Genomic DNA, 14,094 nt, shown 5'->3' with positions numbered 1-14,094 from the left:
GAGGGGTGGTGATTGAAAAATATACAGCAAAAATATTAGCAGGTGGTGAGATTGATTTTGCCGATGCTCTTCATATAGCGGAAAATGTAGAACCAGCCCAGCTCTACCAGGAAGCCGATAAGCTGCGCCATGTTATTCATAATAACAAACTTGACCTCTGTTCAATAGTTAATGCAAAGTCTGGCAAGTGCAGCGAAGATTGCAAATTCTGTGCGCAGTCTTCGCACTATGATGTTGAGGTTGCAAGCTACGACCTCGTCAATCCCGTCGAGGTTTTAGCTCTTGCCAAAGAAAATGAGCAGGGTGGGGTTGGTAGGTTCTCCCTTGTCACTGCGGGAAGAGAGGTCTCTGAGGGAAATCTCGAAGAGTTTAGAAAAATATATAAAGACCTGCAAGACGTAACCAAGATGTCCTTGTGCGCCTCCATGGGTTTTCTGACCATGGAAAAAGCGCTGAAACTCAAAGACATGGGAGTCAGCCGGTACCATTGCAATCTTGAAACGTCTCGAAGTTTTTTCCCAAATGTATGTACGACTCATACCTGGGATGAAAAAGTAGCGACCATAAAGATTGCACAGGATGCAGGGCTTGAGGTTTGCTCCGGGGGGATAATCGGCCTTGGAGAGAGTCTGGAACAGCGTCTGGAACTCGCCTTTGAACTCAAAGAACTTGGCATTCTTTCCGTGCCTCTTAATATTCTCAATCCCATCAAAGACACCCCGTTTGAGCATCTTACACCCTTGACTATTTCCGAGGTTCTCACCTGTGTTGCCATGTTCCGGTTTATTTTACCTGAAGCCGTAATCCGGATTGCAGGCGGTCGTAATCTTTTAGGTGAGGAGCAGGAAAAATGTTTTACTTCCGGGGCCAACGGATCCATTGTGGGGAACTATCTCACAACCCTTGGCAAAAGCCTGGATGAAGACATAAAAATGTTTCGCGATTTAGGTTTTGATGTCGACGAGAAACTGAGACAAAAATAACATAGCAAGGATGATGCGTGAACGCCGGTATAAATGACTCTGTTGAGTTTGACAAAAAACACATCTGGCATCCGTATACCTCAATTCAAAACCCTCTTCCAGTATATCATGTTGTTTCAGCTCATGGTGTTAGAATCAAACTCACCGATGGGCGGGAGTTGATTGACGGAATGTCCTCCTGGTGGTCTGTAATCCACGGGTATTCCCACCCGGAACTGACAAAGACCCTTCAGCGTCAGGCAGAGACCCTTTCCCATGTAATGTTTGGTGGATTTACCCATCAGGCGGCCATAGAACTTGCTCAAAAACTGATCGCAATCAGCCCAGCGGGGTTGGAGAGGGTCTTTTTTTGTGATTCGGGTTCCGTTGCAGTTGAAGTTGCCATGAAAATGGCAATCCAATACTATTACAGTAAGAAAAGACCGGGTAAGAATCGATTTTTGACCATAAAGTCAGGATATCATGGTGACACCTTCCATGCGATGTCTGTGTGCGATCCAACGACTGGAATGCATAAAATATATCAGGGTATCCTGCCGGAATATCTCTTTGCCGATAAGCCGCAGTGTGGATTTTATGATGATTGGGATAATCGTGATATCGATTCGTTCGAGCAGCTTATACGGGAGAATCATGATCGTCTTTGCGGGGTGATTCTTGAGCCGATCGTCCAGGGCGCCGGAGGGATGCGATTCTACCATTCGCAATATCTGAAAGAGGTGCGGACTCTGTGCAACAGATATGACGTCCTCCTGATTGCAGACGAAATCGCAACAGGTTTTGGCAGAACCGGGGAAATGTTTGCCTGTGGGCATAGCAATATATCACCGGATATACTCTGTCTTGGCAAAGCCTTAACCGGGGGATATCTCTCTCTTGCAGCCGTTCTTGCAAGCGATGATGTCGGCCGGGTGATTTCAGCCGGTGAGCCAGGCGTGTTTATGCATGGTCCAACCTTTATGGGTAATCCTCTTGCCTGTAGTGTCGCCTGTTGTTCCATTGATCTTCTGTTGAACAGTCCCTGGCGGGAGAACATCAGAAGAATAGAGGCCGAGATGAAGCGTGGCCTTGCACCTTGCTATGAAATGGCTGGTGTCAGGGATGTGAGGATCCTTGGTGGAATAGGGGTGGTTGAGCTGGAACAGCCGGTTGAGATGGCGCGTATTCAAGAAAAGTTTGTCCAAAAGGGGGTATGGGTTCGTCCTTTTGGACGTCTTGTATATATTATGCCTCCGTATGTTATGGGTTCAGAGGATCTACAGAGGTTAACCCAGGCTATTTGTGAGGTGGTTGGTAAAGAACTTGAGATTATATGAAGACATATGAAGATGCCCTGAAAAACCTAACCGATAGAGGTCGGCTGCGAGAGTTCCTGCCGATCAGACGAGACGGTCATTTTGCACAGTCAAACGGCCGGAAGCTTCTCAATCTCTGTTCAAATGATTATCTCGGTATTGCCGGTGACAGCGCACTGCAGAAGAAGTTTTATGCACAACAGAAAGATGAAGGTTTTCTTGATCAGTTCGGTCTTGGTGCAGCTTCTAGCCGCCTGCTGACAGGGGATTATCCTGGCTGCCACCAGCTCGAAAAAGTTATTGCAGATGCCTATGACAAAGAGGCCTGTCTCCTTTTTAATTCTGGTTATCATGCCAATATCGGGATATTACCAGCACTGTTTGGTAAAAAAGACCTGATTCTCTCCGATAAACTGAACCATGCATCTCTCACCGATGGTATCCGTTTGTCCAGAGCATCATATAAAAGGTACAGGCATTGCGATTACAGTCATCTTGATGATCTCCTCGGCAGGTACAGAACTCAGTTTGATCGTGCTGTGATAGTCAGCGAGTCGATCTTTAGTATGGATGGAGATAGAGCTGATATTGAGCAGATGGTTCGTTTGAAAGATAAGTACGACTGCCTGCTCTATATTGATGAAGCCCATGCTCTTGGCGTTTACGGCCCAAATGGTCTTGGGCTCTGTGCTGATCACGGTTACCTTGCAGACATTGATCTTTTGGTAGGAACCTTTGGCAAGGCATTAGGTTCGCTTGGAGCATTTCTGCTCTCCTCCCATGTTGCGGTACAATATCTCATTAATTCGAGTAGATCTTTGATTTTCACCACCGCACTTCCTCCGGTTGTGACAAGCTGGAATCTGTTTGTCTTTCAAGAGATGCTGAACTATGAAGAGCAGCGAAAACAACTGAGAGAAAACTCTGAAAAGCTGAGAGCAAGACTGGAAGACAATAAGATTAAGACCGGTGGTTCAACACATATTGTGCCCGTTCATATCGGAGATGACAGGACAACGGTACGTTTGGCCAAAGAGATGCAGAGTTTAGGATATCTTGTGCTGCCAGTCCGGCCACCGACGGTCCCCGAAGGAGAATCCAGGTTTCGTTTATCTGTTACAGCTGATATGGAGTGGTTAGATCTGGAAAAAGCCGTTTTTGATTTAGCGCGTATTTTCAAAGCAATTGATTGTAATAGTTGAGGTTGAGAATTAGGTCGTGGAGCAGGTGTGGCTGACCCAAGGAAAAAGTGAAAATCTGCTGATTTTCTGTAACGGCTGGGGGATGGACCAAAAACCATTTTCTCATCTCACAAGTCTGGAATATGACGTATTAACACTCTTTGACTTCCGGAAGTTGTCCCTGCCTCTTGCAATTACAGAACTCCATAAAAGATATGCAACACTGTCATTGGTGTCATGGTCCATGGGAGTGTGGGTCGGTCAGACCCTTTTTCAACAGAGTGCCGGTCTATTCAAAAGAAAAGTTGCCATTAACGGCACTCTTTGCCCTATAGATGATCTCTATGGGATTCCAGCGGACAACTATGCTGCAGTCTCACAAGGCTTTGATTTGACTTCTCAAATACAATTTTACAAAAGAATGTGCCGGGACAGATTGACCTGTACCCAATTTTTACAACACCAACCCGAAAGGTCCATAGTCAGCCAGGCCGAAGAACTTGTCGCCTTGCAGGAAAGCTGTTATAACATCCCTGCCAAAGAGTCCATTTATGACGATATCATAGTCGCTCGTTCTGATTATATTATGCCGACGAAAAATCAACTTCGTTTCTGGGGAGAAGGGGCTGTTCGAATTGTAGACGGATATCATTATCTGTTTTCGCGATTTTCGACATGGGATGAGGTTGTGGCAGAGGAAAAGCCGTGATTGGACTCCTGGCATGTAAACAGGATATAGATTTTGCTCTGATAATCCAGGTGACAATTTTTGAATGTAATAACAAGATCTACTGTAAATAAACAGTTGGTTGCAGATTCTTTCCGACTGGGGGCTGATACCTACGATGAACATGCAACCGTACAGAAAGAGCTCAGCTCTCTTTTGGTCAAAAGACTTATTCAGAACACCTCCGGTGTCTTTAAAAAAGCTCTGGAGGTTGGGTGCTGCACTGGTCTTTTGACGAAGGAATTAGGACTCCTGTGTTCTGTTGATCAATTGTATGTAAATGATATTGTACCATCATTCTGTGAAGACTGCGTGGCACAATTAAACGGTTATCCGGGGGTTAGATATCCGTTGCCGGGGGATATTGAGAAGTGTGCTCTGCCGAACAATCTTGATCTTATTATTTCTTCTTCTACTTTGCAGTGGGCTGAAAATCTTCCCCAACTGCTGGAGACACTCATCAGCAGACTGAATTGTGGAGGAGTGCTTGCGATTTCTCTTTTCACATCCGGGACGATGAAGGAAGTCACGACATTAACAGGAAGCGGCTTATATTATCACGGTCATGGGGAGTTATCAGAGTTTTTCAGGGAAAGAGGGCTTTTGCTTCATGATGAAAATGTCGCAAGAAAAATGATTTTCCCAACGGTCCGCGCGATTCTACGACATATAAAAATGACAGGGGTTGGTGGCGTTGGCCAGGTGAGCTGGACCCACAATGGACTTCGTACCTTTGAAGATCAATACAGAAAACAATTTGCCATGGAAGAAGGGTTACCTGTTTCATTTTCTTCTTCTCTTTTCATCGTTCAAGTTAAATAACCAGGTGTATTTGGATGATCAAAGAGAAGATTCTCTGTGTGACAGGGATAGATACTGATATTGGGAAAACGGTTGTCACAGGCCTTGTCGCCAGAGCCTATAAAAAGAAGGGTATAAGTGTTATAACACAGAAAATGGCCCAGACCGGTTGCCAGGGGATGAGTGAAGATATTATCGCTCACCGTGATTTGATGGAGATGGAACTGCAGCCGGAAGATTATGACGCAACAACCTGTCCATATGTTTTCAAAACACCCTGTTCGCCCCACCTGGCAGCGCATATAGAAGGTGTAACGATTGATTGTGATGTCATCCGCCGGGCAAGCCAAAAATTGCTGCAACGGTATGACCTTGTGATACTTGAGGGGGCGGGTGGTATCTCCGTGCCAATCACTGCGGATTTTACATTTCTGGATTATCTGCAAAGAGAGAGTATACCAATTATTATTGTTACCAGTCCGAGGCTCGGGTCCATTAATCACACCTTGAACATCCTGGAAATAGCCAAGTATAGATGTCTCGCTGTCAAAGCTCTTGTTTACAATCACCATCAAAAAGCGGATGGGAGAATTGTGAAGGATTCAAGAGAGATTTTCAACAGGTATCTGAAAAAATATGGGTACGTTTGCCCAGTGATCGACATCTACCCGTTAACGAACAATCCTCTCAAGGATTTCGACATATCGGCATTATCTGGAGAAGATGAGCAATGAATAGAAACGAATCCCTGAAAATTTGTCTGCGCTGCAAATTCTTTCGCCTAAAAAGCGTTGATGGTGGGGTGTGCAGGAACGAAAAAGATTCATCAGGCAATTATCCACCTAAAGTCAATACTGATCAGTGCTCGTTCTGGGAAGATTGCGGGCAGAACTACTTCATCCGTCAAGGCTGGATCAAGTCTCAGGCCAAAGAGGGGAATGACCCGGAAAAATAATGCAAACGATCAGACAGACTCTGCATGAGCAGATGTTTTTGAGTATTCATCCTTTGCAACTCTAGGCTCTTATTTACCAGACTAAGGTACGCGGGTTGATACCTCCAATCCCCCGTGAGGAGGAGGAAAATTGGCAGGGGGCCATATTCAATATGTGCAGTTGGCGACATAAAATCATTATTGGTTAAAATATTATGGCTCTTTTCTTGGTGATCTGCCGAAGATATGGTATGTAGTTGGCCTCAGTTTGTTTGGAACAGCTGTCTCATGCTCAAAGTATTCGTAGATGTCTACCCGTTAATAATAAAATCACTGCAAAAACAATGCTTTTTTTCTTTATTTGATATGGTTTCAACCAATCAGCTTTCATGACTAAATATTTGAAAATACTTTTCAAGGTCTGTTTTAGCATAGCTTTTTTTTCTGTGCTTCTATCCTTTGTCAAAGGTAATGAACTGCTTGGTGTCTTTAAGCAGGTCGATCCTGTTTATATGGCTCTTAGTTTTATGGTGACTTTCATAATGCTTTTAGCCAGTTGTGCTAAATGGAAGGTGGTTCTTGATCTCAAAGATCGAAAAATATCCTTTTTTGAACTCCTGAAGATTTATATGGTCGGTTATTTTTTCTCCAATATCTTACCCTCTACGGTGGGAGGAGATGTCGTCCGCTCCTATTATGCAGGTCGACTGATCGAAAATCAGGCATATTCAGCCGTTAGCGTCTTTGTTGAGAGGTTTTCAGGCATATTATTTCTCTTTGCACTTGTTATAATTGCTCCACTTGCCCAGCCACAACTCTATCAAAGCCCTTATATATTTTTTCCAGCCTGTGCCGGACTGTTTTTTCTGGCGGTAACGCTGTGGGTCTGGCTGTCAAAAAACCCATTTGCACTCCCCAATCTGATTGCTGGCAAGGTCTTCTCTGGTCTCAAGACCATAACGGCAAAAACCGGGAGTTCTTTTTTCATTGGTCTGGCAGCGAAATGTGAAAAGCTGTTCCAAAATATTCTTGCTAAATTGCAGAAGTTCAGGACGGAGTTACAGATCGCCATGAAGGCTGCAAAGCATGACAAACAGTTTCTTTTTCGGATCATCTATTTGACCATATTCTTTTACATATTGACCTGGGTAAATGTATATACGGCCTTTCGTGCATTTGGAGTGGAAGTCGATTTTTTACAGATTTGTGCAATCGTTCCTGCTATTATGCTCGTGGCCCATGTTCCTGTGACACTTCTGGGAAATCTTGGATATTTTGAGTCTGTTTTTGTTTTTTATTTTCTGCTTGTTGGGGTGAGCGGTGCAGAATCACTGGCGATGGGGCTGCTTTTACGCTTAAAGACCTTGGTAATGGGTATTATCGGTTTTGGTGTATACCTGCTATATAAACAGACAAACATGCTAGACTTGCAAGAGATTGAGAGTAAAACAGATACTGTCGAGGGGGTTAAATGATCCCTGAATTCTATTTTTGCAGATAAATAATAGACCGTATTAAGCCTGAAGCCTCAGCGCTGGGTTCTACAAATAAACACCTAATCGGAGAAATATTTTGCTACTGTCAGTTGTTATTCCACTTCTCAATGAAGAAGAAAATATTCCCTACCTCTATGCTGAATTGAATGAAGTCATGGCCTCTATCGAAGGAGGATATGAACTCATATTCATAGATGATGGAAGTAAGGATAAAAGTCTTCAGTTATTGAAGGAACTGCAGGAAAAAGATGAACACGTTGTAATTATCAATTTCCGTAAAAACTTTGGCCAAACCGCAGCAATGGCTGCAGGCTTTGATTTAGCCTTGGGTGAGGTTATTGTGACCATGGATGCGGATTTGCAGAATGATCCCCATGATATTCCTCTCTTACTTGAGAAAATTAATGAAGGAAATGACGTGGTGACCGGTTGGCGGTTTGACAGAAAAGACGCCTTCATCAACCGACGTCTGCCCTCCATGATCGCAAATAAAATAATCTCTAAAACCACCGGCGTGAATCTGCATGATTATGGCTGCACACTTAAGGCTTTTCGCAAGGAAGTTATAAAAAGCGTAAAGCTTTATGGTGAGATGCACAGATTCATCCCAGCTATCGCAAGTGGGATGGGAATAGATTTTACCGAGGTAAAGGTTAATCACCGGCCACGAAGATTTGGCAGTTCAAAGTACGGGATATCAAGAACCATCCGGGTAGTACTTGATTTACTTACCGTTAAGTTTCTCCTCAGTTACTCGACCCGGCCGATTCAGGTATTTGGGCTTATGGGGGTTATTTCCGGTGGAATTGGTATGCTCATCGCCTTGATTATGACCTTTCAAAGGCAGTTTATGGGCATTGGTCTCTCGGACAGGCCTTTACTTTTTCTCGCTGTTCTTTTGATTTTGATTGGAATACAGTTTGTTTCCATGGGCCTTATTGCGGAATTGCAGGCCAGGACCTATCATGAGTCACAGGATAAACCGGTCTATTTTACCAAGAATGTCTTTAGGGCAAAATCTTTAAACGACGAAGCTGACCAAATAGATGCTGACAGCTGATCCTCAGATTGAAGTAATCATTCCAAACTGGAATGGTTCAGCAATGTTGCAGCACTGTTTACGCTCACTGGCTCAGCAGACCTTTAGGAATTTTTCCATAACGGTTGTTGATAACGGCTCCTCCGATGATACAAAAGAGGTTCTGGCGCAGGAATTCCCTGCTGTAAAGCTTATATCCTTTGATCACAACACAGGCTTTAGTGTCGCCGTCAATGCAGGGATTTCAGCGGCCAAAAGCGAGTTGCTGCTTCTTCTCAACAATGACATGGAAGTTACCGAAAACTGTCTTGAACAGCTCATCGCAGGGGCACTTCAGTATCCGGAGTATGCGTTTTTCGCCTTGAAAATGCTCAGCTTTTCACAAAGAAATGTGCTCGATGGTGCCGGTGATGCGGTTCTTCGTGGCGGGGTGGGATACAGGCTCGGCACTCTTGAGTATGACACTGAACGCTACCAGCATAACCGTGAGGTCTTCGGGGCCTGTGCCGGGGCTGCCTTATACAGGAAAAGTTTTTTCGATATAGCAGGGATATTTGATGCGGATTTTTTCGCCTATCTTGAAGATGTCGACCTGAATATCCGGGCACGACGCTGCGGGCTGCGCTGTATGTATCTGAGTAATGCGGTTGTCTATCATATCGGCAGTGCCACTTCCGGTTCGAAAATCAATCCTCTGACAATTCGACTGTCTACCAGGAATAATTTTAATGTTCTCATAAAAAATTACCCTCTGCGCTTTTTCATACAATTTGGACCGGCAATTCTGACCTATCAGTTTTTCTGGTTTATCTTCTGTTGTAAAAAAAAGATGCTGAGCCCCTGGGTTAAAGGCTGTTATGAGGCAATGAGAAATTCTGCCGTTTTTTTGAAAAAGCGACAAGAGCTTCTTGACGGTGTGGAACCACAAAAGAGCCTGAAACTTACAGAACAGATCAAACGAGCAGAAAAAGAGGCTGTCATTTCCATTATTTCAAGAAGGACACAGCAAGGAAAAAGCAACGGTTTCTTGAGGCTCTATTTAAAGCTCTTTTTTTAGATATGATTTTTCAACCTATTCAGTGACACCATGCCGGTCCATGTCATTATAGTGACGCACAATTCAGAGCGTGAAATACCGCTTTGCCTAGATGCACTCCTCTCCCAGAAGCATCCTGCTGACAGCATAACAATAGTAGATAGTGGTTCGGCTGACACCTCCTATCTTGCTGGGCTAGAGAATATGGTCACAAGCCTTATCAGGACAACCAATATCGGTTTTTCAAGGGCAAATAATCTTGGTTTTAGGTCGCTCACTGTAGAAAATGACGATATCGTCATCTTTTTAAATCCCGACACCTTTCTTAACCCTGATGCTATAGTAAAGATTGTGGAGATATTGACCCGGGATAGATCGGTTGGCTGTGTGACGGGAAAACTTCTTGGGTTTGATCTTGGTCGTGGCAAACCTACTGGTCTTCTTGATTCCAGCGGGATATTTAGAAAATGGTATGGACGATGGTATGACCGGGGACAGGGGGAAGAAGATCGAGGTCAGTATGATTTTCCTCAGGTGGTTCCGGCCGTCTGTGGAGCCTTGCTGTGTTGCCGAATTGAGACTGTTGAGGTGTTTGCAGGCGATATTTTCGATCCTGCATTTTTCTTGTATAAAGAAGATATTGAACTGAGCTTGAGGCTACGAAAAAGCGGTTGGAAGCTTTTCTATTCTCCTGAAATTGTGGCTTATCACTGCAGGGGGTGGAAGGAAGATCGACAGGACGTTTCCTATGAGAAGCGTCTGTACTCCGCGGAAAATGAGATTAAAATGTACATTCGGCATCCGTCAGTATATTTGTTGTGGGCGGGAGCTAAATATCTGGCTGTTCGTCTGTTTCGTATGTAGTCTTCAACGATCAATAGGTTGATTTGAGCATGAGCAGAACCGCAGAAAATTCCATTTCCATCCTTATACCTACTCTTAATGGCGGGGCAACGTTACCTGAGTTTTTTGCAGCGCTTTGCCTGCAGGACACCCAGGCGGATGAAATCCTTGTCGCTGATTCGTCCTCGGATGACGATACTGTTGCTATCTGTAAAAAAAACGGTGCCGAGGTCTTTGACATTACCCGCAATGAATTTGATCACGGTGGAACAAGAACTCTTCTTGCATCAAAAGCCAAAGGATCGATACTCGTCTATTTTACCCAGGATGCTATTCTGAGTTCGCCAGATTCCCTGAAAAAACTTGTCCAGCCACTTTTTGAGAGAGATAATATTTGCTGTGCCTATGGCAGGCAGCTCCCGCTTACTGATGCCTCCCTTATCGCGGCACACCTGAGAAGCTTTAATTACCCGGAAGAATCTGTCACGAGAAGCTATGCCGACCGGACGAAATATGGTTTGAAAACGGTATTCGTTTCCAATTCTTTTGCGGCCTATAAAAAAGAACCCCTGGCGGCCGTTGGCTTTTTCAAGAACGGATTGATTTTTGGTGAGGATACCTGTACCCTTGGAAGGCTTTTGATGGCAGGTCACGAGGTCTATTATGCCAGCGAGGCGGCTGTGTACCATAGCCATAACTACAATTATGGGCAGGAGTTCAGGCGTTCGTTCGACATAGGCGTTTTACATAGTGGTGAAAAATGGTTGTTAGATACATATGGTCATGCAGAAGGCGTGGGGAGGGCTTACGTTCGATCTGCATTAGACAAGATTATTTTACAGAAACGATATCCACTCATGTGTGACTGGATAATGCGCAACGCGGTAAAATATACGGGATATAAACTGGGACGTATATACAAAAGGTTGCCTAGAAAACTCTGTTCCGCTCTGAGTTTAAACAGGCGCTGGTGGGGCTGCTGAAGTTTTGCTTCACTTTGAAATAATTCATATTTCGCCCAGATAAATTAATATAATATGCTATCTACAAATTTACGGGAGCAAAGCTCCCTTATGGCAAGACTTCTTCATCTCATCGACTGTTGTGTCGTGATTGGTTACCTTGCCTTGCTGGTCGTCTGGTATCGGGTGCCATGGAGCCCCTATTATAACAGATTGTTGATCATTACTTTTATCCTTACCTTTATCAGCTTTCAGTCCTTTCAGTTGTACCGGTCGTGGCGTGGCTGGAAATTTTTTCTTGAATTTATCGTTATTTTAAAGGCGTGGGGTGCTGTCGTCGGCCTGCTTCTCTTCTATTTCTTTATTTTTAAGATCTCAATTGCCTATTCTCGGGTTGTTATCCTTATCTGGTCAATCACCACCCCGTTATTGATTTTTTCTATTCATCTGGCAGCCAGAAAATTATTGAGGAGTTTTAGGCGTCGTGGGAAAAATGTGCGTAGAGCTGTCATTGTTGGAGCAGGCGATCTCGGGGTAAATCTTGTAAAAGAGCTCGAGAGTATGCCCTGGGCAGGGATCGAGATCCTTGGTTTTTTTGATGATAAGGTTGATGAGGAGAATTTTGACACGGTTCTAGGAAAACCAATGTTGGGCAATATCGGCGCTATCAATGCCTACCTTGAGGTTCATGATATCGATTATGTGTATATTGCTCTTCCCATGCGCGCTGAGAAGAAGATTTTTAGAATTTTACGGGAGTGTCGCTCCCTTGGTGCAAGAATATATCTTGTTCCAGATCTTTATCTCTATGGTCTACATAATGCGCAAATGCAGTCTCTGGGAAGCCTGCTCATTCTCAACTTTAATCCCAATACTGAATGGAAAAGAAGTTTTGATCTCATCTTTTCTGTAGCTATTCTGATATGTACTCTGCCTCTGACCCTTTTCATCGCAGCACTGGTGAAACTCAGTGATGGTGGTCCTGTCTTTTACAGACATAAAAGAATTACTGCCGCAGGGAAGCAATTTAACTGCCTGAAGTTTAGGACAATGAAGGTGAATGCTGATAAGGAACTTGATACCCTTCTGGAAGAAAATGAAGAGCTCAGAACCGAATGGGAACAAAGCTTTAAGCTGAAAAATGATCCAAGGATTACCCGGATCGGGAAATTCCTGCGAAGAACCAGTCTTGATGAATTTCCTCAATTTATAAATGTTATTCGCGGTGATATGAGTGTTGTAGGGGCGCGCCCTATCATCGGCAAGGAACTCAACGGTTTTTATAAAGAAAGTGCCGGCAGGTACTGCTCTATGAAGCCTGGAATCACCGGTCCCTGGCAGGTGGGGCGGCGCTCCAATGTTGAAGCATATGCAGAGCGGGTACAGCTTGATGACTGGTATATTCTCAACTACTCACTCTGGACTGATATTAAAATTATAATTAAAACTGTCTATTGTATGATCGTGGGAAAGGGCGCTTATTAACAGGAACAGCGCAGGATATTTTACGCAAGAGAAGAAGATGACAGTATTCAGTGGGAAAAACATTGTCGTGTGTGTGACCGGATCCATCGCCGCTTTTAAAACGGCAATCTGGGTCAGTGATCTTGCCAAAGAAGAAGCCCTGGTTCACGTCATTATGAGCCGGTCTGCGGAAAAATTTATCACACCACTTACCTTTGGAGCATTATCGGGGAATCTTGTCCATACCGACATGTTTATGGGGGAAGCCAATAATTCGATGGCCCATATTGATCTTGGCAGGGATGCGGATATTGTGGTTATCGCACCCGCTTCAGCAAATACCATCGCCAAACTTGCGGCCGGTTTTGCTGACAATCTTATTACAACCACAGTGCTTGCAACCAGGGCTCCGGTTCTTGTTTTTCCGGCGATGAACAGCAGGATGTACGATAATCCTGCAACGGTGAGAAATATAGAAATTTTAAAAGGTCTTGGATTTACGGTTATCAATCCCGGTTCCGGAATGATGGCATGTAAGGAAGAAGGTCAGGGGCGTCTGCCGGATTGGGATCTGGCAAAGGAATGTTTGGCTGCAGCCTTGGCGAAACAGGATTTAGCCGGAAGACGTATTCTTGTCACAGCTGGTCCAACAAGAGAAGCTATTGATCCTGCACGTTTCCTCGGTAATAGATCCTCAGGAAAGATGGGTTATGCCCTGGCTCGCTGTGCAAAGAGAAGGGGCGCACAGGTCATACTCGTCAGTGGACCAACAGCACTTTCTCAGCCCCACGGGGTGGAGCGGGTTGATGTGAAAAGTGCCAGAGAGATGGCCAAGGCGGTTCATTTCCATGCAGAGGATTGCGATGTGATCATTAAAGCTGCAGCAGTGGCGGACTATCGACCGGAAACCAGCTTTACCGAAAAAGTGAAAAAAGAGGGTATTGATCTCAACCTTGCATTGATACAGAACCCCGATATCTTGTTTGAACTTGGCAAGAAGAAAAAGCAGGGCCAGGTTCTGGTGGGGTTTGCAGCAGAAAGTGAAAATCTGCGACAGGAAGGGCAGAGAAAACTCGACCGAAAAAATCTTGATCTCATTGCTGTCAACGATATAAGCGCTACAAGCAGCGGATTCGAAGTAGATACCAATAAGGTTCTTCTTATTGACAGATCAGGGGAACAACAACTTCCACTCACCACGAAAGACGGGACAGCCGACCTTATTCTCGATAGGATTGTATCGATCCTGGAGGGAAAACTTTAGGTCCAGATAATTTTTTAATCGTTGTCCGTCTGCCGATGTCGGTCTGTAACGCCGTAGGTTCATCAGCGG

At 44.5% G+C, this 14,094-nt stretch carries 14 protein-coding genes; all 14 read left to right on the top strand.

Going from position 1 to position 14,094, the window contains the following annotated elements; all coding sequences use genetic code 11:
- Nucleotides 1-8: 8 nt before the first annotated feature.
- The 14 genes from bioB (at nt 9) to coaBC (ending at nt 14,025) form a co-directional block, all read left to right on the top strand.
- The gene (gene bioB / locus FCL48_RS10295; protein WP_136872195.1) at nt 9-983 is read left to right on the top strand and encodes a biotin synthase BioB; all 975 of its coding nucleotides are present in this window, start codon (nt 9-11) and stop codon (nt 981-983) included.
- A 17-nt stretch (nt 984-1,000) separates the two neighbouring features.
- Complete coding sequence (gene bioA / locus FCL48_RS10290; RefSeq protein ID WP_136872194.1) at nt 1,001-2,299, top strand: adenosylmethionine--8-amino-7-oxononanoate transaminase; 1,299 nt, start codon at nt 1,001-1,003, stop codon at nt 2,297-2,299.
- Complete coding sequence (locus FCL48_RS10285) at nt 2,296-3,480, top strand: 8-amino-7-oxononanoate synthase (RefSeq protein ID WP_136872193.1); 1,185 nt, start codon at nt 2,296-2,298, stop codon at nt 3,478-3,480. Before bioA ends, FCL48_RS10285 begins: the two co-directional genes overlap by 4 nt.
- 25 nt (nt 3,481-3,505) lie before the next feature.
- Nucleotides 3,506-4,168, top strand: coding sequence for a pimeloyl-ACP methyl esterase BioG family protein (locus tag FCL48_RS10280; protein ID WP_136872192.1), 663 nt, complete (start codon nt 3,506-3,508; stop codon nt 4,166-4,168).
- 60 nt (nt 4,169-4,228) lie between these two features.
- A complete protein-coding gene (locus FCL48_RS10275) occupies nt 4,229-5,008 on the top strand; it encodes a methyltransferase domain-containing protein (RefSeq protein ID WP_136872191.1) in 780 nt (259 codons plus the stop codon).
- A gap of 14 nt (nt 5,009-5,022) precedes the next feature.
- Nucleotides 5,023-5,721, top strand: coding sequence for a dethiobiotin synthase (bioD, locus tag FCL48_RS10270; protein ID WP_136872190.1), 699 nt, complete (start codon nt 5,023-5,025; stop codon nt 5,719-5,721).
- Nucleotides 5,718-5,942, top strand: coding sequence for a hypothetical protein (locus FCL48_RS10265; protein ID WP_136872189.1), 225 nt, complete (start codon nt 5,718-5,720; stop codon nt 5,940-5,942). The genes bioD and FCL48_RS10265 overlap by 4 nt, the downstream gene beginning before the upstream one ends.
- Before the next feature lie 368 nt (nt 5,943-6,310).
- Entirely contained in the window at nt 6,311-7,396 is a 1,086-nt protein-coding gene (locus FCL48_RS10260) for a lysylphosphatidylglycerol synthase transmembrane domain-containing protein (protein ID WP_136872188.1), read from the top strand.
- A gap of 97 nt (nt 7,397-7,493) precedes the next feature.
- Nucleotides 7,494-8,477, top strand: coding sequence for a glycosyltransferase family 2 protein (locus tag FCL48_RS10255; protein ID WP_136872187.1), 984 nt, complete (start codon nt 7,494-7,496; stop codon nt 8,475-8,477).
- Nucleotides 8,464-9,513, top strand: coding sequence for a glycosyltransferase family 2 protein (locus FCL48_RS10250; RefSeq protein WP_136872186.1), 1,050 nt, complete (start codon nt 8,464-8,466; stop codon nt 9,511-9,513). The genes FCL48_RS10255 and FCL48_RS10250 overlap by 14 nt, the downstream gene beginning before the upstream one ends.
- A 30-nt stretch (nt 9,514-9,543) precedes the next feature.
- A complete protein-coding gene (locus FCL48_RS10245; protein WP_136872185.1) occupies nt 9,544-10,356 on the top strand; it encodes a glycosyltransferase in 813 nt (270 codons plus the stop codon).
- A gap of 29 nt (nt 10,357-10,385) precedes the next feature.
- Nucleotides 10,386-11,318: a glycosyltransferase gene (locus tag FCL48_RS10240; RefSeq protein ID WP_136872184.1), complete on the top strand. Its 933-nt coding sequence runs from the start codon at nt 10,386-10,388 to the stop codon at nt 11,316-11,318.
- Nucleotides 11,319-11,408: 90 nt separating this feature from the next.
- Entirely contained in the window at nt 11,409-12,782 is a 1,374-nt protein-coding gene (locus tag FCL48_RS10235) for a sugar transferase (protein WP_169309169.1), read from the top strand.
- 37 nt (nt 12,783-12,819) lie between these two features.
- Nucleotides 12,820-14,025 (top strand): bifunctional phosphopantothenoylcysteine decarboxylase/phosphopantothenate--cysteine ligase CoaBC, encoded by a 1,206-nt coding sequence (gene coaBC, locus FCL48_RS10230; RefSeq protein WP_136872182.1) that lies wholly within the window; start codon nt 12,820-12,822, stop codon nt 14,023-14,025.
- The last annotated feature ends 69 nt before the right edge of the window (nt 14,026-14,094 follow it).

Source organism: Desulforhopalus sp. IMCC35007 (genome assembly GCF_005116575.1).
Taxonomy (GTDB): domain Bacteria; phylum Desulfobacterota; class Desulfobulbia; order Desulfobulbales; family Desulfocapsaceae; genus Desulforhopalus_A.
Note: the sequence above shows the minus strand (reverse complement) of the source record. Positions and strands in the feature narration are given on the sequence as shown.

Bases quoted from the DNA above. Each gene is read 5' to 3' on its own strand.
- bioD (WP_136872190.1), top strand. From the start codon at position 5,023: ATGATCAAAGAGAAGATTCTCTGTGTGACAGGGATAGATACTGATATT.
- FCL48_RS10265 (WP_136872189.1), top strand. From the start codon at position 5,718: ATGAATAGAAACGAATCCCTGAAAATTTGTCTGCGCTGCAAATTCTTT.
- FCL48_RS10245 (WP_136872185.1), top strand. From the start codon at position 9,544: ATGCCGGTCCATGTCATTATAGTGACGCACAATTCAGAGCGTGAAATA.
- FCL48_RS10235 (WP_169309169.1), top strand. From the start codon at position 11,409: ATGGCAAGACTTCTTCATCTCATCGACTGTTGTGTCGTGATTGGTTAC.
- FCL48_RS10285 (WP_136872193.1), top strand. From the start codon at position 2,296: ATGAAGACATATGAAGATGCCCTGAAAAACCTAACCGATAGAGGTCGG.
- coaBC (WP_136872182.1), top strand. From the start codon at position 12,820: ATGACAGTATTCAGTGGGAAAAACATTGTCGTGTGTGTGACCGGATCC.
- FCL48_RS10250 (WP_136872186.1), top strand. From the start codon at position 8,464: ATGCTGACAGCTGATCCTCAGATTGAAGTAATCATTCCAAACTGGAAT.
- FCL48_RS10260 (WP_136872188.1), top strand. From the start codon at position 6,311: ATGACTAAATATTTGAAAATACTTTTCAAGGTCTGTTTTAGCATAGCT.
- FCL48_RS10240 (WP_136872184.1), top strand. From the start codon at position 10,386: ATGAGCAGAACCGCAGAAAATTCCATTTCCATCCTTATACCTACTCTT.